Here is an 18170-nt window from a genome sequence, read left to right on the forward strand (position 1 = left end):
GATAGCAGCCGACGAAAGATGAGGTTTGGACTATTTAAGTATATTGTATACCGTCTACTATTTTAGAAAGTAGGGAATAACCCTGCCCGTTTATCAGGCCAGCGCCACGCAACCATCCTTACGAGGGTCAGAAACAGCCTGCAAACGGCCGTCTGCCAAACGCTCAACCGCCTGAGCCCCGCCAAAGTCGCTGCGGCCAGCCAGTTCGCCTACGCCTTTATCAGGCGGCACATACCCGTGCTCACGCAGAAAGGCCGTACGGTTCGCATCAAAACCATCCTCCAGGGCCAGACGCCCGGCCCCCTCCAGACGCCAGCGCGGTTCAAACATCGCTTTATCCAAAGGCCAGCCATCGCGCAAAACACGGGTCCATATCTGTATCTGGCCTTGGGGTTGCATCAAGCCGCCCACCACACCCAGTCCCATATGGAACTGGCCGGACTTCAAGGCCAAAGACGGGACCACCGTGTGATAGGGCCGTTTGCCCGGCCCAGGGCCATTCACATGCCCTGGCTCGGAGAAACCGAATCCCCGGTTTTGCAGCACAAACCCACAGCCGGGCACGGCATAGCCTGACCCAAACCGTTTGAAGATGCTGGACATGAACGTAACGGCCAGCCCGTCCGCATCGACCACAACGGTGCAGACCGTATTCCCGGCCGGATCACACACGACTCGTGAAGCCTGAGCCATTGCGGCTTCCGTCGCCTTGACCAGCGCCAGCTCCGCCGCATCCTGGTCAACGGGGTGTTTCCAGGCGCGTTGCACGGCCTCCAGAACCGCCACCCCATGCGTGTTGGGAGGACATTCATAAAGGCTGAACTCACCCAGCGATGCGCTGACAGGTTCACAGAAGAACCCTTTATGACGGCGAAAGTCCTCAGCCCTCAACAATCCCTGCACCTGTTCCATTGCCTGTTCAGCGTGCTGCGCGGGGCGACCCAGATAAAAGGCATCTGGCCCTTGCGCGGCTATCTCCTCCAAGACAGCCGCCAGCTCCGGATTCCGGTACTGCTCCCCTGCTTTGGGCGGCTTGCCCGCACTATAAAGGGCGGCACACACGGGATCGCGATGCAGCACAAAATCGAAGATTTGCCATTCACGCGCCGCCACCGGCGCTACCGCAAAACCTTCCCGCGCTGCCTGAATGGCAGGCTGCAACAAGCGCGCCCAATCCAGGCGGCCGTAGCGCTGGTGCATATCCCACCACCCTCGCACCAGACCGGGCGTGGTAATGGACAACACATGACGCTCCGGAATCCGTCCCTCAGGCAAAGCCTGAACATGCTCAGCCTTCAACAGCAGGGGTGCCGCGCCGCTGCCGTTGTAAGCCACTGGCATACTGTCGGGCGGTGCAATCATGGCCAGCAGATCGCCACCAATGCCTGTCGCCATAGGCTCAACGACACCCATGACGGCATCGGCAGCAATAGCCGCATCCACTGCACTACCCTTGAGTTCCAGCATGGCCTGCGCGGCCCTCACCGCCAAGGGGTGCCCGGCAGCAACGGCCCAATGAGTCCCCAAACCCTGTTTTTCACCTGCGCTATAGGCTGTCGTACCCATATCGCTCATCCGAATATCAGCACGGCACAAATTGTCGACAGCGCCATCCCCGCCAGCACAGGAACCGTCAGGGCTCGCACCAGATCCAGCACATGCACTCGGGCAAAGCCCGCCACGGCAATCAATGAAGACCAGGCAATCAGCGTGCCGCCTCCGGTCCAGATGGCGCCGATCTGTCCTACCGCAGCCAGAGTTTCCACCTCCAGCCCGGACACCGGACTCAAAGCCGACGCCAGCGTGCCCGTCAATGGCAGGCCCGAGAAGCCCGAGCCATCAATGCCCGAGATCATGCCTACCAACAAAACACCAAAAGCCACCAGAAAATGATTGTCCGGAATCAGATGCTGACCCGCCGAGATCAGCTCGAACAGAAGGCTGGGCGTTTGCTCCAGGGGGGTACCCAAAATAGCAGACGTTGCTTCACTGGCACCCAGAAAGAAGAAGCCGGCGATGGGCAGCACCGAACCCATGGCGCGAAAGGCGAATACAAAGCCATCGGTCATATGGTCCGGGCAAGTGTCCAGCATGCGGCGTGGACCTTCTGCCATACAGGTGGCAATCATCATCAGCACAAAGGCCACACCCCCAACCAAACCGGCGGCATCTCCACCACGCAGGACTGGCAAGGACGGGATAAAGCGGGGCAGCAGCATGATGCCAATCACCGCCAGGAACGCCAGTGGCGTAATCCAGGCCAGAATGCGTGAGTAGCGCTCTTCCTTGGCACTCAAACCGGCATGCACCGTATGTTCATTCCCTGCCGTGCCACGGGCAATCTCCGCCTTGTCATAGGTCCCTTGAGATTCCATTTCATCCAGGGTGCTATCGGGCGCCTGGCGCATCCAGGCATCCAGCAAACGACTGTCGGCCGGTTTGAAATGGCGGCGCATCAGCAGAAATGCCAACGTCAGCGCAACACCACCTGTAATCCAGGAGAGCACCAGAGCACGATCAGCCAGCACGGCCACATCGGCACCGACACCTGCCGCCTTGGCGCTGATGCCCGGGGCAACCCCAATTATGTAGTCCGACGATAGCGCCATGCCCTGCCCACAGATGGCGATAGCCATCGCACCGACCAGTGGCGGCAAGCCAGCAGCAATAGCCGCCGGCAGCAAAATAGCCGACACCAGAGGCACAGCAGGTGTAGGCCAGAAGAACAGCGAAATAAAGTAGGTAGCCGCTGCAATCATCAAAAAGGACGAGCCACTATTGACCATGACCTTGCGGAAAGGGGCCACCATCTTCACATCGGCCTCCAAGCGCTTTAACGAGTTCAGCAAGGCAGTCATGAACGTGATCACCAGGAAAATATTGAACAGTTCCTGAGCGGCCACAAAGCTGGCAGAAAAAATACTGATGAAGCCCTGAATCGGACTGCCCGTCATGGCAGTGACAACCGCCAAAGTACCAATCACGGATGGCACCACCACGTTGGCCCGAAAAATCATCGTAATGATGATGACCAGAACGCTGATCAAATAAGCCCAGTGCGCCGCACTGAGCACCACGTCGCTTTGCATGTATCCCCCTTTCCTTCTCTTTTTTCTGAATATTTAGCATTCCTGAAACGGTATACTATCTTCAATTAATGATCGAAATCAGAAAAAACTATCAAAAACTGGGGAAAACTCTAAGAATTTCACGCTTGAAACACTTAGATTGAATACCTTATACAAATTAAGAGGGAGCTATGGCGGCTTTGATTGATCTTGTGGACCCGCTCTCCTGGCTGCTCATGGCCCTGCTGATTGTGCTGGCTGCCTTTTTGCAAGGCGTTGGTGGAGTCGGGTTTGCGATGCTGGTCGCGCCAATTGCCGCCTTGGTATTTCCGCAGTTGGTTCCAGGCCCCCTACTGGCCTTGGGTGGCAGTGTCTCTTTGCTGGCCGCCTTGCGAGAGCGCCAACATATCGTGCCCGATGTCGTTGTCTGTGCACTGGGTGGGCGTGCCACCGGATCGATCATTGCCATACTGGCCATGACGCAACTCCCCATAGAAGCAGTCAACCTGGGTTTTGCCCTTGCCATTCTGGTGGCAGTCACACTGAGTGCCTGGGGCTTGCGTATCCTGGCCTCCAAACGAAACATGATCCTGGCTGGCATCGCCTCAGGCATCATGGGGACCTTGACTTCAGTAGGCGCTCCCGCTCTAGCCATTGCCATGCAAAATCTGGCTCCTGCACAGCTACGGGCTTCATTGGGTCTTATTTTGTTTTTGGGCGCAAGCCTGTCCTTGGTCCTGCTTATTGTGGCGGGCCTGTTCTCCGTGCAACAGGCAATGCTCAGCATCGTGCTCTACCCCTTCATGCTGCTGGGCTTCACGTTATCGGGGCAACTACGTCATAAAGTCAGTCTGCCGCTGATGCGTAGACTGCTATTGGGAATTTGCTCTCTAAGTGCCGTGGTCTTGATTACCCGCACGCTGTGGCAATAATGCTTAGGCCGCAAACTGTATACCATATTCAGAAAAGTGCGTTCACACCGTATAATCGTGTCTGGCCCTTCTGCCCGATTGCACAGGTCGCACCATGAATATCCCCAGTTTCCACCTCCCCCATTCCCTTGGCGATACAGATAACCGTCGCTTGGGCGATCAGCACGCGTCACTGTTTGCGGTGATACGCGACCAGTTACGTGAACGTATCCTGAGTGGTGAATTCCATCCAGGCGACCGTCTGGTGGAAGGAAAATTGGCGAGCGAGCTGGGTGTGTCGCGTATTCCTGTACGAGAGGCCCTGCGCGAGCTGGCCTCCGAAGGACTGGTCACTATCGAACCACGACGTGGCGCCTCTGTGGCCGTCCTGTCGGCAGAGATTGCCTACAACATGGCTGAAGTGCGTGCCACGCTGGAAGGCTTGAATGCAAAACTGGCCGCCCAGCGCCGGGACCCGGCCAATATCGAAAAGCTGCAAACCATTTTGAGCCAGGGCCATGAAGCCATGGATGCCGGCAATCTGGATCTGCTCAAATCACTGAACCGACAGTTTCATGAAACTCTGGCCACCATGTCGGGCAATATCGTGCTGACCGAGCTGATGCGCTCTCTGCGAGATCGCACCGCCTTGTTATTTGCACCCAGCAATTTGCAGCGCATCCGCCAGAACTGGGAAGATCACTCCCAGATCCTCAATGCGGTTGTGGCCGGTAATGGCGATCTGGCCAACCTGTTGGCCACCCAGCACGTGCACAATGCGGCCAAAGCCTATCAGGACGCGCAAAACGGCGAGAAGGTCTGATCAAGCAGGGCGGCCCATTCTCAATGCCGCCTCAAAGACTAGCCAAACCGATTCCAGACGCCGCTGGTACTTGCGCGCACCACCAAATAACAGCTCGCTTTGCAGGCTGTCGATCAAGGCCATGTAAGTCATGGCCAAGGTATCTACACTCAAACCTGTTTCCGGCCTGGCCAGGGCAGACTGTGCCAGGGCCCGATGGATGATGCCTTCCAGATCCGCCATGAACACATGCATGGGTTCCATCACCACATCGTACAAATGCACAGGCGGCGCAAACAAGGTGCGAATCCAGAAACGTACTTGATGCGATTGCTCAAAACGCTCCTGTATCCCTTCCAGATACGCCCGCAACTGCTGCTTGATGCCATCGCCTCCGTGCAGAACCTGACGGGCGTGGTTCAGTTCATCATCCACAATCTTCGGAATCAAGCTCAGGAACAGCTCGTCCTTGTTGCGAAAATGGGCGTAGACCGAGGGCTTCTTGATGCCGACATCAGCGGCAATCTCGTTCATGGTGGTGGCATCAAAGCCCTGAACAGCAAAGCGCGCCAACGCGGCATCCTGCAGTTTTTCAGTAGTGGTTTTGCTCACAGTCCAACAAGCTCTCAGTCAAAGGCCAATGATCAGGGCCGCCTTCGCGGCCCGCAGCAACTGCTTATTTTACAGCTCCCAGTTCACTGACTGAGCGTGTCACCGTGCGACAACGGCCAGCCAGAACATACAGCAAAATAGCCAGCAGACCGCAGCCGCCAATCGCCAAGGGCAAAACCTGTGGTCCAGGCACTGCCAGGCTGACGATATAGCCCACCACTGCCGAAATCAGGTAATGGAACATGCCCATCAAGGCGGCAGCCGTCCCTGCCTGTGGACCAGCCACATCCATGGTCAAGGCCGTCACGTTACCAAACACCATGCCCAAAGAGCCCACCGAAACGGCAATCAAGGCGGCATACAGGATCAGACCAGCCACATCTGCCTGCACCACGGCATACAGAAGCAAGGCCGAGGCCGTATGGACAATCAGCCCCAAGGCCAGCACCCGAGAGGTGGGCATGCCGGCCTTCAACAAGTAATTGCTGATGACCCCGCCCAGCACCAGCGCCACCGAGTTACCGGCAAACATATAGCTGAACACGGCAGGCGACAAGGAAAAATGCTGCGTGAACACAAAGGCCGAACCACTGATATAGACAAACAAGGCCGCCAAGGCGAAGCCACCGGAGCCGGTATAGGCCATGAAAGCCTTATTGCCCAACTCGCGACCATAGGCTCGAACAATATGGCCAGGATTCAAAGGAACACGCTGTGTCACTGGCAGGGAGTCCGGGATGGCCTTCAGCCCCCACAACAAACCCAGCGTTCCTAAAAAGGCCAGCATCCAGAAAATGGCACGCCAGTCTGCATGGGTCAGCAGATAGGCACCCAGAATGGGCGCCACAATCGGTGCGATCATCATCACCTGCATCAGCAGGGAAAAGATGCTGGCCGACTCTTTGACATCACACAAGTCCGCCACAATGGCACGCGGAGTGACCAAGCCTGCTGCAGCGCCCAAAGCCTGGATAAAACGCGCTGCCAGCAAAGCTTCAACCGATGTGGCCAAAGCACCAAAGACCGAGCCCACCACAAAAATAACCACGCCCAACAGCAAGGGCACTCGACGCCCGAAGCGATCCAGCAATGGGCCGTAAATACCTTGACCCAGAGCCAGGCCTGCCAGAAACACGGACAGAGTTTGCTGAATCCGGCCAGGAGAAGCCCCCAGTTCCTGCGCAATCGCAGGCATGCCCGGCAAATACATATCAATGGCCATGGCATCCAGTGCCGTCAGCAAAGCCAGCAACAAGATCAAGGGCCAGGCCAGGCTTCTGCTACGTGACAGCTCGCTCATGTCACGCTCTCTACAGTGCGGAAAAACTGAAAATCAAACACGCTCACACCCCCGGATATAGCGCAATTCATTAAAACTACCTACCGATAGGTAGGAAAGCCGCTACTGTACTCCTTTCAAGGATTCAGGCAGAAAAAAACCCCGGAAAATACCGGGGTTTTTGTAAGCGTCTGTGCAAATAACTTAAATATCCAGCAAATCGCCCATATCGTCGGCGTGCTCTTCCTCCACTGCCATGATTTCAACCAGCATCTGGCGGGTGGTCGGGTCGGTATCGCCAATACGCTCGATCATCTGGCGATAGGACTCGATGGCAATACGCTCGGCAATCAGATTGGCGCGAATCATGGATTTGATGTCGCCACTATCGTCATATTCCGCGTGACTGCGCTCAGACAGATGTTTAGGGTTGAAATCCGGCTCGCCGTTCAACTGCACAATACGTTCGGCAATGCGGTCCGCATGCTCGGCTTCTTGCTGGGCATGTTCCAGAAACTCGGCTTTGATAGGCTCATTGTTCAAGCCAGTAGCGGTGAAGTAGTGGCGCTTGTAGCGCATCACACAGACCAGCTCGGTGGCCAGGGCCTCGTTGAGCATCTGAATGATTTCTTCGCGATTGCCCTTGTAGCCGGATGCCACCGCCCCATCGTCCACAAACTTCTTTGCAGCTGCGCGGATCGCGGCAACATCGATTGGACCTTGGCTTGGTTTGACAGCTTTCTGCTTACTCATTGCATTCCTCCGTATTGATTCCCACCGCGAAAGCGCGGCGCTGTATCGCACAACAACCGGAAACGAACACACTGACTCCATAACCAACAAGAGCTTGTCCAAAGACAAACGCTTTACCTAAACCTGGGCTTGAAGTCTGCACGCTGCTTGTGGTTGAGACCGGTCGTGCAAGAAACTGAACAAAGTGGATAGGTGCTTTCATGGTAACGATTGCGCCCCGGCTTGGAAAGCGCAAAACGGCTGGTTTCCTTCCCTGAAAGGCGGCTGTTTCCGGATAGAAAAACCGGGAAATCCCTTACGTCCAAATCGCCAGGAATCACAGCACATGCGGCTTGGACGAAGAAATTGTTACTGGGAATCGCTACTTGAAATTGGCTGGATTCTGTTCAAGCCGGGATACAAGACCAAACACTTGGATACATACCCACAGTCTCGAACGGCTTTCTCAGTTCTTCTTTTCAGAATCACCTGATTCGATTAATATGAAACGATCGTTACTTTTAATCCGTGATCATGACTTCAATGAGCTGGCTGCTTCTAACCTACAAAGTCCCCTCTGAACCCAGTGCGAAACGGTTGGCTCTATGGCGACGTTTGAAAGCCCTGGGCGCGGTGTACCTGCAAAACGGGGTATGCGTGCTGCCCAAGACAGACGAGCATGTACGCCGCCTGAAAGTGCTGGAGAACGATATCGCCACCATGGAAGGCGAATGCGTCTTGCTGGAAACCATTGCGCTGGACAAGGCCCAGGAGGATAAAGTCATCGCCCGCTTCACCGACGACCGCAACGAGCAATACCAGGAGCTGCTGGGCCGTTGCAAGGACTTCGAGGCCGAGATCGACAAGGAAATTTCGATTCAGAAATTCACCTACGCCGAGCTGGACGAAGAAGAAACCGATCTGAAGAAGCTGGAAAACTGGTACGAGAAAATCCAGAAGCTGGATTTTTATGGCGCCCCCCTGGCACAGGTTGCTCAAGAGCGCCTGCAAGAGTGCAAGGCACGGCTGGATGCGTATGCCCAGATGGTCTATGACGCTCATGAAGAAAACCGCTAATCCCGCACCCACACCGGCAGCCGACACCTCCCGAGCCAAAATCCACCGCAGCGTCTGGGCGCTGGGTTTTGTGTCCATGTTCATGGACATTTCTTCGGAGCTGATCCACGCTCTGCTACCCATTTACATGGTCACCGTCATGGGTACGTCGGTACTGGCGGTCGGCTTTATCGAAGGCATTGCCGAAGCCACGGCGTCCATCATGAAAGTGTTTTCCGGAGCGGTCAGCGACCGTTTTGGAAAGCGCAAACTGCTGGCCGTGATTGGCTATGGTCTGGCCGCCCTGACCAAGCCCATTTTTCCATTGGCGAATTCGCTGGACTGGTTGGTTGGTGCCCGCTTCGTGGACCGCATCGGCAAAGGCATACGCGGCGCACCGCGCGACGCTTTGGTCGCCGATGTCACCCCACCCGAGTTGCGCGGCGCAGCCTATGGCTTGCGGCAAACGCTGGATACCATTGGTGCCTTTGTGGGCCCCCTGCTGGCCATCGCCCTGATGTGGTGGACCGCAAACAACTACCAACTGATCTTTTGGGTTGCCGTGCTGCCTGCCTTTGCAGCCATCGCCGTTCTAGTGTTCTTTGTGCGCGAACCCAAAATGCCTGCCACCACCCGCCCCCGCAAACTGCCCCTGAACCGGGAAGACCTGGGCCGATTGGGTTCCCGTTACTGGTGGGTTGTGGCGATTGGTCTGGCCTTTACCCTGGCCCGTTTCAGCGAAGCCTTCCTGATACTGCGCGGCGAATCCAGCGGACTGCCGCCCATGTGGGCTCCGGCCGTGCTGGTCGTCATGAGTGTGGCTTTTTCCCTGTCCGCCTACCCGGCTGGTGTGCTGTCGGATCGCATGCGTAAAACCGACCTGCTCCTGATCGGCGTGGCCTTGTTGATTGCTGCAGACCTGATCCTGGCCTTCGTTCCCGGCTTGCTGGGTCTGGGCCTGGGCGTTGCTCTGTGGGGCCTGCACATGGGCTTTACCCAGGGCCTGTTCAACGTCTTGATCGCCGATAACGCCCCTGCCGAACTACGCGGCACTGCCTTTGGCATGTTCCACCTGCTAACCGGCATCGCCCTGCTGCTGGCCAGCGTCATCGCCGGTGTGCTCTGGGATACCATAGGCTTCCAAGGCACCTTTGCCGCCGGTGCGATCTTTGCGGTTTTAACTGGCGCAGGTTTGATCACCTTGCGACGTTCCGCTCAAGGCGCGTTCTGAATAAAAAAGGCCGACATGAAGTCGGCCTTTTTTCATTTCATCATTCCGCGACAGCGGCGATGCATTCAATTTCCAGCAGAAACAAGGGGTTCCCCATATCCGCCGCAATCGTGGTACGGGCCGGGTATTCGCCGTCCTTGAAGTAGGTGCGATAGATCTCGTTCATGCGGGCAAAGTCACCGGCGTTCTTCAGAATCACATTGGCTTTGACGATATGGTCCAGGCTGGAGCCTGCTTCTTCCAGCAAGGCTTTCACATTGGCCATGACCTGATGCATCTGGGCGTCGAAGTCGTTTTCAGCAATCTGACGATCGTCAAAAAAGCCTGGCTGGCCCGACACAAACACAAAGCCATTGGATCGCACGGCAGGCGACAAGGGGGCACGTGGGGGAGTCACTTTGTCGGACCGGATAATTTCTTTAATCATATTCATCTCCTGGTTAGTAGCTTGAGCTCTCTGGGCTCTTTCGTATTGGTTAACGGTTTACTGCACGCTGGCGCCGGAGGCTTTTACCACTTTGGCGGCCATTTCCATTTCAGACTTCAGATACTCGGCAAACTCGGCCGAAGTCGTACCCGCAGGTTCCAGACCTTGAGCCAGCAAGCGCTCGCGAATTTCAGGCATGTTCACAATACGGACAAATTCAGCACTCAGCTGTTCCACAATCGGTGCTGGTGTGCCGGAAGGCACGATCACGCCATACCAGGAGTTGGAGTTCATATTGTCCACGCCTGCTTCTTTGAAGGTAGGCACATCCGGAATGGATTCCAGACGAGTGTCATTGGCCAGTGCAATGGCACGCAGCTTGCCGGATTTCACGTGGGGCAAAACATCGGGCGTGTTGGCAAACATCATGTCCACATGACCGCCGAGCAAATCGTTCAAAGCCGGGGCCTGGCCTTTGTACGGGATATGCAGCACATCAATCTTGGCTTCTGACTTCAAGCGCTCAATGGCAATATGCGGCGATGTACCTGCACCAAAGGACGCAAAGGACAGCTCACCCGGTTTGGATTTCGCCGTAGCAATGACATCCGCCAGACTCTTGACCGGCACATCCGGGTTCGCCACCAGCAGGTGCGGCGTGTAGGCCACCCAGCTAACCGGCGTAAAGTCTTTCACCGTGTCGTAACGCAGGTTGTCGTACAGGCTGGGATTGATGGCAAAACTGTTCGCCACCATCCCCAGGGTGTAGCCATCCGGCGCGGCGCGGGCCACGATTTCAGTACCAATCACCGTACCAGCACCGGGTTTGTTGTCGATGATGACGGGCTGCTTGAAGTCATCCGACATTTTCTGCGCCAGACTGCGGGTCAGGTTATCCAGCGTGCCGCCCGCCGGGAAGGGAACAATGATGGTGATGGGTTTGGTGGGATATTCCTGTGCCGCCGCAAGCGATGGCACAGCCGTTAAAGCGCTTAATACAGCCACGCCTGACAGAATTAATTTAAAGCGCATAGTCGTCAACCTTACTCAATAGTAGTGACCAGCTCGCCTATAGCGGGGATGCGAGCTTTGATGACATCGCCTGGTTCCAAAGAGCGTGGGGGCTGCATGGCAAAGCCCACCCCGGAGGGCGTGCCTGTCGCAATAATGTCTCCCGGCTCCAAGGTCATGCCCGCCGACAACTGGGCGATGATGTTGGGCACATCGAACAACATGTCCGAGGTATTGGCCGATTGGCGCAATTCGCCATTCACTTCCAATTCAAGATCCAGCGCGTTGGGGTCTGCAATGGACGTTTTCAATGCCACTACCGGCCCAATCGGACAGGTACCGTCCAAGGACTTGCCCTTGAACCACTGGCCATGCAGTGCTTGCAGATCGCGCGCCGTAATATCGTTGATCACCGTGTAGCCAAAGACGTAACCCAGCGCGTCTTCAACCGGAATGTCCCGGCCTTCCTTGCCGATCACAATGCCCAGCTCCACTTCGTAATCCAGCATCTTGGTGTGGGCCGCATGGCGGCTGACCAGGGCCTGATGCCCCACTACCGTGGTAGGTGGCTTGCTGAAAAACTCCAGTGCTTTGGGGAAGTCATCCGCAGCACGACCACGTGCCAGATTGCCTTCCACGATATGGGCGCGGTAATTGCGGCCTACACAGAAAATGTTTTTGGCCGGGTTGGGAACAGGAGCCAGAAAGCACAGGTCCTGAGCAGCATGGATGGGAGCCTTGGCCTGGCTTGCCTGCTCCATCAAAAGCTGCAGGCTGATCAGGATCTCATCACCCATAAAAATGGCGTCGATAACTTCAGTAGGAGCTTGCCGAGCACCTAAAGGATGTTCGTACATCCCCCAGGCTTGCGTCAGGTCCACTACCCGATCATCGTCCAGCATTCCGCCCAAATGCGTTTCCCCTGCGTCAACAAAGGTCAGTAACTTCATGACAGCAAACCTCCTTATCGGATGTTGTTGGAACTATTCAAGGTTTGCGTCAGCAGCCCTTGAACGTGCTCGCGCGCCAGACGATCTGCCAGCGCCGCGTCCCGTTTTTCAATAGCGTCGATCATGGCCAGATGCTCGGCCAAGGATTCATGCGCACGCTTCAGGCGTTCGATAGTCTTGGTCTTGAGCATGTCGCGGTGTCCAAAGGACTTCCACACCTTCTCCAGCAAGCTGTTTGCAGCCAGACGCATGATGGCGGCGTGAAACTCCACATTGGCTGCTGCGTATTCGCTGACACGCTCTTCCACATTGTCTTGATTGAAGGGCGCAAACAGAGCGCGCAAGGCATCCACGTCCCGCTGCGAGGCATTCAAAGCAGCTTCACGCGCCGCAAAGGCTTCCAGTTCAATACGCAGCTTCAGCCATTCGATGTAGTCCTGCTTGGTCAAAGGCGAGAGCAAGGCACCACGCCGAGGCTCCATGGTCAAAATGCCTTCCTGCCCCAGGCGCAGCAGCGCTTCACGCACCGGCGTACGGCTGACATTGAGCATCTTGGCCAGTTCTTCTTCCCGAACCCGTACGGGTTCATCAATATCCTTCACCAAGCCAAGAACGTGAGCACGCACCGACTCATACACCCCATCGCTGTGACTTGCTGTTTTGATCGTGGTCATTGCTTTCCTATTTTGCATTCATTTTTTATGGATTGTATACAAGATTGAATATTGGTACACATTGGTATTTGTACGAACGAAAAAAAGCCCTGGCAAGCAGATGCTTGCCAGGGCCTTGATCTTGAGTCCCGCTAGGAGCTAGGCCTTAGAACGGAATATCGTCATCCATATCGGCCAGATTGTCCGACATAGGCGCGTTATTACGTGGAGCCTGTTGCTGTTGTTGCTGCTGGGGAGCAGGACGCTGAGCACGTTGCGGAGCTGGTGCACCACCGCCGCCGCCACCGTATTCGCCACCACCCATGCTGCCGCCGCCCATATCACCACCGTCACGGCCACCCAGCATTTGCATTTGCTCGGCAATGATCTCGGTCGTGAAACGCTCCTGACCGTCCTGGCCTGTCCATTTACGGGTGCGCAGGCGACCTTCTACGTAGACGGGACGGCCTTTGCGCAGGTACTCACCCGCGATTTCAGCCAGACGGTTGTAGAACACCACACGGTGCCACTCGGTTTCCTCACGGCGCTCGCCGGAGGTACGGTCTTTCCACTGCGAAGTCGTGGCAATGGAAATATTGCAGATGGCCGAGCCTTCTGCGCTGTAGCGTACTTCTGGGTCGCGGCCAAGATTGCCCACCAGAATGACTTTATTTACCGATGCCATGAAAAAAATCCTGTAGTCAAAAATTCTAAATCAAGCCGTATTATCGTGGATTCGTGCCTTAATTAACACTCCCTCCCCACTCCAGGAAGGGCAGTTTTATCCATGCAAACGATCCCGTTACGGCACCTTGAACAGCGTATATGGCGGAGCACCTGGCGGTGTCACCTGTTACGCCCAGCTCTTGATTCTTGAGGCCAATCCGGCCACTTTACTTGTTGCTGCCTGCCACGTCTTTGCACAAGCGTAACAGGCTATGCCTTTTAATATTTATCTTTGAAACCGCGCGCTGTCAGCAGCCAAAGCAAAGCCAAGGCTGCGCCGGTCCACAAGACCCATTGCGTGTGCCCTCGCCCAGCCAGGATGCCCCCGATCAGGCCACCCGCAAACACCCCCAGGGACTGGGAGGTGTTGTAAAAACCCAGCGCCAAACCTTTGTATTCTGGCGGTGCCACGCGGGACACCAAGGAAGGCTGCAAGGCTTCCAGCACGTTAAAGCCGATGAAGAAAAAGGTCAGCGCAGCCACCATGGGAACCAGCGAATCGCGCGCCCATGGCATCACGGCCAGCACCACAATCAGCAGCAACACAGACAGTTCCAGCGCATGTTTGTGACGCTTGCGGGTCTCTGTCCAGAACACCGCAGGCACCATCATCACAAAGGAAACCAGGATAACGGGCAGGTACACCTTCCACAAATCCTGCGTACCGTAGCCGCCCAGGGTAGCCAGAATACCCGGCACCACGATGAACAGGGACATCAGGATGAAGTGCAGACAGAACACGCCAAAGTTCAGGCGCAGCAAGTCCATATGACGCAACACCTGTCCGGCAGTGACCTGCACAATCGAGGCTGGCGCTTTAGGTGCGCTGGGCACCACAAAAGCGGCGATCAACAAGCAGACAAAGCCCAGCAAGCTGATGGCCCAGAACAATCCCGACAGACCAAATTGCCCCACCAGCACTGGCGAGAGCACCAGCGATACAGCGAAAGACAGACCAATCGAGCCGCCCACCATGGCCATGGCGCGTGTACGTACTTCGGGACGAGTGGAGTCGGCTACCCAGGCGGAAATGGCTGCTGACACCGCCCCCAGACCTTGAATACAGCGGCCTACCGTCACCCAATCAATATTCTGGGCCAGGGCGGAGATCACCCCGCCGATCACGAACAAGGCCATGCCGATGACGATAATCGGTCTGCGTCCAAAACGGTCCGATGCCATCCCCAAGGGAATCTGCAAGACAGCCTGCGTCAGACCATAGGCACCCAATGCAAGGCCCACACGGGCGGCGTCGTTACCGCCGGGCAAGGAATGGGCTGCAACCGCAAAGACCGGGGTCAGCAAAAACAGACCCAGCATTCGACAGGCAAACAACAGGGCAAGCAGGATGCTGGCCTTGCGCTCTTGCTGAGTCAGACTCAGACGCTCCGGGCGCGATCCGGCCGTATTCATGGTTTGGTGTGTACTCATTTAATACTCTGTCACAACTGGGCTAGCAGAGAGCCCGGATACCCGTTCACATAAATTCTGACGCAACGCGCTATAGTAGCAAGTTGCCTTTTGACAAGCCTAAATAAAGCGATGGAAGCCATCCGCATTCGTGGTGCCCGTACCCACAACCTGAAAAACGTCTCCGTAGACCTGCCACGCCACCAGTTGGTCGTGCTGACGGGGCTGTCCGGTTCTGGGAAATCCTCTCTTGCCTTCGACACTTTGTATGCCGAGGGCCAGCGGCGCTATGTGGAAAGCCTGTCCGCTTATGCACGTCAGTTTTTGCAACTGATGGACAAGCCAGATGTGGACTTGATCGAAGGTTTGTCGCCTGCCATTGCCATCGAGCAAAAGGCAGCAGGCCATAACCCGCGCTCCACCGTGGGAACCACTACCGAAATCCACGATTATTTGCGTCTATTGTACGCGCGCGTCGGAACTCCTTACTGCCCGGAACACCACTTGGCCTTGCAGGCTCATAGCGTGAGCCAGATGGTAGACCAGATTCTGCAATGGGAGCCTGAATCCCGTATTGCCGTGTTGGCTCCCATGCATCGTGGCCTGGTGGGTGATCTGCAGCTGGAACTGCGCGGCCTGCAAGCCCAGGGCTTTGTGCGGGTGCGGGTAGACGGCGAGATTTCCAGTATTGAAGACCTGCCTGCGCTTGATGCCGCACAGGCGCATGATCTGGATCTGGTGATAGACCGGCTGCGTATCCGGCCCGATAGCCAGCAACGTCTGGCAGAGAGCCTGGAAACCGCCCTGTCCACCAGCAATGGCCGTTGTCTGGTGGTGAATCTGGATACAGGTCTGGAACAACCTTATTCCAGCCACTATGCCTGCCCGGTCTGTGACTACTCCTTGCCCGAGTTGGAGCCGCGCCTGTTCAGCTTCAACAATCCGGCAGGTGCCTGCCCGGACTGTAGCGGCCTGGGGCAAGTGGATGTATTTGATCCCGAACGCGTGGTGGCCTTCCCGGAACTGAGTCTGGCAGGCGGTGCCATTGCGGGCTGGGATCGACGCAATGCCTTTACCTACACCTTGCTGACCAGTCTGGCGGCCCACTATCACTTTGATATAGAGGCTCCCTTCGAGTCCCTGCCCGAAGAGCTGCGTCGTACCGTGCTGTATGGCTCCGGTGCGGAAGAAATCCCCTTTCTCTATTTGAATGAGAAAGGTCGCACCACGGTGAAAACTCACCCATTTGAAGGGGTGATTCCGAATCTGCAACGTCGCTGGGCGGAAACCGATTCCAGCGCTGTGCGCGAGGAACTGAACAAGCTGCGTCGCACCCAGACCTGCCCGGCCTGCCATGGCGCACGCCTGCGTCTGGAGGCGCGTCACGTCCGTATTGGGGACGATGCAGTTCCCAGCCATGCGGAGTGCCAGCATCATGCAGGCACCGCGTCTGCCAAGTCGGCAGCCATCACTGTCGACACGCTGTCTGACAATGCTGCGCAGTGCACACAAACAAGCTCTACAACTCAGGGACAAGCCAAGGGTCTGGCCATTTATGAGGTTGAGGCCTTGGCTCTGTCTGACTGCCTGGCTTGGTTCGAGCGTCTGTCGCTCACCGGCGCGAAAAAAGAGATTGCCGACCGCATCGTGCGTGAAATCCGCCTGCGGCTGGAGTTTCTGAACAATGTGGGTCTGAATTATCTGTCTCTGGACCGCAGCGCCGACACCATTTCCGGTGGCGAGGCCCAGCGTATTCGTCTGGCCAGCCAGATCGGTTCCGGCCTGACCGGCGTGATGTATGTGCTGGACGAGCCTTCCATTGGCCTGCACCAGCGCGACAACGACAAACTGATCCAGACCCTGCAACACCTGCGGGACCTGGGCAATAGCGTGATCGTGGTCGAGCACGACGAGGACATGATACGCACCGCCGACTATGTCATCGACATGGGCCCTGGCGCTGGCGAACATGGTGGTCAAATCACGGCTCAAGGCTCGCCCGCCGAGCTGGCCCGGAACCCCGATTCTCTGACTGGCCAGTACCTGTCCGGCAAGCGCCAGATTGCTGTCCCCAAACGACGTCCAGTGGATGACAGCCTGAACTGGCTGCGTCTGTACGGTGCCAGCGGCAATAATCTGAAGTCCGTTGATTTGGCGATTCCGGCTGGGCGACTGGTCTGCATTACGGGCGTATCCGGCTCGGGCAAGTCCACGCTGATCAACGACACGCTGGCAACCGCTTTCTCGCATTTGCTGCACCGTGCCCATGCCGAACCGGCGCCCTACGAGCGCATGGAAGGTCTGGAACATTTCGACAAGATCATCAACGTCGATCAAACCCCGATTGGTCGTACTCCGCGCAGTAATCCAGCCACCTACACGGGCATGTTCACCGCCATTCGTGAGCTGTTCGCCAGCGTGCCAGAGGCACGTTTGCGCGGGTACGATCCAGGCCGCTTCTCCTTTAACGTCAAAGGCGGCCGCTGCGAGGCCTGCCAGGGCGACGGCGTGGTCAAGGTAGAGATGCACTTCCTGCCCGACGTCTATGTACCTTGTGATGTCTGCCAGGGCCGTCGCTACAACCGCGAAACGCTGGACATTCGCTACCGGGGACGCAATATCAGCGAAGTACTGGACCTGACGGTTGAGCAGGCACTGGAGTACTTTGATGCGGTCCCTGCGGTTGCGCGCAAACTGACCACCTTGATTGATGTGGGCCTGTCCTACATCCGCCTAGGTCAAAGCGCGACCACCCTGTCGGGTGGTGAAGCGCAGCGGGTGAAATTGTCACTGGAACTGTCCAAACGCAGCACCGGCCAGACGCTGTATGTGCTGGACGAACCGACAACCGGCCTGCACTTTCAAGATATTGCTGTCTTGCTGGAAGTCCTGGACAAGCTGGTTGAGTCCGGAAATAGTGTGGTCGTGATTGAGCACAATCTGGATGTGATCAAGACCGCAGACTGGATTGTGGACATGGGGCCGGAAGGCGGCCAGGGCGGTGGGCAGATCGTGGTGCAAGGCACCCCGGAGACTGTTGCTGCCTGCGAGCAAAGCCATACAGGGCGTTATCTGAAGCCTTTATTACAGCGCTAAAACCCCTCTGCGCAGGAGCCAAAGCTGTCAATGGGACTTAGGGAGCGGGCCACGCCCTGGAGACGGGAAAGCGTGTTGCTGATTGCAATAATGATCATTGCCGTCACGACGTTTTATCGACCTGAATGACACAAAGGCCGATAAAACATACAGCTCCAACACGCTCATCAAACAAGTCGTGCAGCCTCGCCAGGCTTCAGCGTTAA

General features: G+C 56.6%; 16 protein-coding genes. 5 read left to right on the forward strand and 11 right to left on the reverse strand.

Translation table 11 applies throughout. From position 1 onward, the window contains the following. Nucleotides 1-93: 93 nt before the first annotated feature. Together DUD43_RS18305 and DUD43_RS18310 are read right to left on the reverse strand one after the other, a co-directional pair. Nucleotides 94-1575 (reverse strand): gamma-glutamyltransferase family protein, encoded by a 1482-nt coding sequence (locus DUD43_RS18305; protein ID WP_153231408.1) that lies wholly within the window; start codon nt 1573-1575, stop codon nt 94-96. Beyond that, the gene (locus tag DUD43_RS18310) at nt 1572-3089 is read right to left on the reverse strand and encodes a hypothetical protein (protein ID WP_153231409.1); all 1518 of its coding nucleotides are present in this window, start codon (nt 3087-3089) and stop codon (nt 1572-1574) included. Before DUD43_RS18310 ends, DUD43_RS18305 begins: the two co-directional genes overlap by 4 nt. Before the next feature lie 170 nt (nt 3090-3259). Between DUD43_RS18310 and DUD43_RS18315 the strand changes: the two genes are divergently transcribed. Both DUD43_RS18315 and DUD43_RS18320 read left to right on the forward strand, forming a co-directional pair. Then, entirely contained in the window at nt 3260-4000 is a 741-nt protein-coding gene (locus DUD43_RS18315) for a sulfite exporter TauE/SafE family protein (RefSeq protein ID WP_153231410.1), read from the forward strand. A 94-nt stretch (nt 4001-4094) separates the two neighbouring features. Beyond that, nucleotides 4095-4802, forward strand: a complete 708-nt coding sequence (locus DUD43_RS18320; RefSeq protein ID WP_042485392.1) for a GntR family transcriptional regulator — start codon at nt 4095-4097, stop codon at nt 4800-4802. On the opposite strand, the gene DUD43_RS18325 is transcribed toward DUD43_RS18320, so the two are convergent. From DUD43_RS18325 to DUD43_RS18335, 3 genes are all read right to left on the reverse strand, one after another. Further along, a complete protein-coding gene (locus DUD43_RS18325; RefSeq protein ID WP_153231411.1) occupies nt 4803-5393 on the reverse strand; it encodes a TetR/AcrR family transcriptional regulator in 591 nt (196 codons plus the stop codon). Nucleotides 5394-5457: 64 nt separating this feature from the next. Continuing rightward, nucleotides 5458-6693 (reverse strand): multidrug effflux MFS transporter, encoded by a 1236-nt coding sequence (locus tag DUD43_RS18330; RefSeq protein ID WP_153231412.1) that lies wholly within the window; start codon nt 6691-6693, stop codon nt 5458-5460. 183 nt (nt 6694-6876) lie between these two features. Continuing rightward, the gene (locus tag DUD43_RS18335; RefSeq protein WP_153231413.1) at nt 6877-7425 is read right to left on the reverse strand and encodes a ferritin-like domain-containing protein; all 549 of its coding nucleotides are present in this window, start codon (nt 7423-7425) and stop codon (nt 6877-6879) included. A gap of 522 nt (nt 7426-7947) precedes the next feature. On the opposite strand from DUD43_RS18335, the gene DUD43_RS18340 reads away from it, so the two are divergent. Next, nucleotides 7948-8481: a Chromate resistance protein ChrB gene (locus DUD43_RS18340; RefSeq protein WP_153231414.1), complete on the forward strand. Its 534-nt coding sequence runs from the start codon at nt 7948-7950 to the stop codon at nt 8479-8481. Next, nucleotides 8465-9691, forward strand: a complete 1227-nt coding sequence (locus DUD43_RS18345) for an MFS transporter (protein WP_153231415.1) — start codon at nt 8465-8467, stop codon at nt 9689-9691. The genes DUD43_RS18340 and DUD43_RS18345 overlap by 17 nt, the downstream gene beginning before the upstream one ends. Nucleotides 9692-9731: 40 nt before the next feature. On the opposite strand, the gene DUD43_RS18350 is transcribed toward DUD43_RS18345, so the two are convergent. From DUD43_RS18350 to DUD43_RS18375, 6 genes are all read right to left on the reverse strand, one after another. Continuing rightward, nucleotides 9732-10118, reverse strand: coding sequence for a RidA family protein (locus DUD43_RS18350; RefSeq protein ID WP_009461960.1), 387 nt, complete (start codon nt 10116-10118; stop codon nt 9732-9734). 57 nt (nt 10119-10175) lie between these two features. Further along, nucleotides 10176-11150 (reverse strand): Bug family tripartite tricarboxylate transporter substrate binding protein, encoded by a 975-nt coding sequence (locus DUD43_RS18355; RefSeq protein WP_153231416.1) that lies wholly within the window; start codon nt 11148-11150, stop codon nt 10176-10178. Between the two features lie 11 nt (nt 11151-11161). Continuing rightward, a complete protein-coding gene (locus tag DUD43_RS18360) occupies nt 11162-12079 on the reverse strand; it encodes a fumarylacetoacetate hydrolase family protein (RefSeq protein ID WP_153231417.1) in 918 nt (305 codons plus the stop codon). Nucleotides 12080-12093: 14 nt separating this feature from the next. After that, nucleotides 12094-12753, reverse strand: coding sequence for a GntR family transcriptional regulator (locus tag DUD43_RS18365; RefSeq protein ID WP_042485360.1), 660 nt, complete (start codon nt 12751-12753; stop codon nt 12094-12096). Nucleotides 12754-12898: 145 nt separating this feature from the next. Next, nucleotides 12899-13417 carry a single-stranded DNA-binding protein gene (ssb, locus tag DUD43_RS18370; protein ID WP_063692165.1) on the reverse strand — a complete coding sequence of 173 codons (519 nt, stop codon included), beginning with the start codon at nt 13415-13417 and terminating at the stop codon, nt 12899-12901. A gap of 260 nt (nt 13418-13677) precedes the next feature. Then, nucleotides 13678-14889, reverse strand: a complete 1212-nt coding sequence (locus tag DUD43_RS18375; RefSeq protein WP_153231418.1) for an MFS transporter — start codon at nt 14887-14889, stop codon at nt 13678-13680. 111 nt (nt 14890-15000) lie between these two features. On the opposite strand from DUD43_RS18375, the gene uvrA reads away from it, so the two are divergent. After that, nucleotides 15001-17964 (forward strand): excinuclease ABC subunit UvrA, encoded by a 2964-nt coding sequence (gene uvrA / locus DUD43_RS18380; RefSeq protein WP_153231685.1) that lies wholly within the window; start codon nt 15001-15003, stop codon nt 17962-17964. Nucleotides 17965-18170 lie beyond the last annotated feature (206 nt).

Origin of the sequence: Alcaligenes faecalis, assembly GCF_009497775.1 — a bacterium.
Lineage (GTDB): Bacteria > Pseudomonadota > Gammaproteobacteria > Burkholderiales > Burkholderiaceae_B > Alcaligenes > Alcaligenes faecalis_D.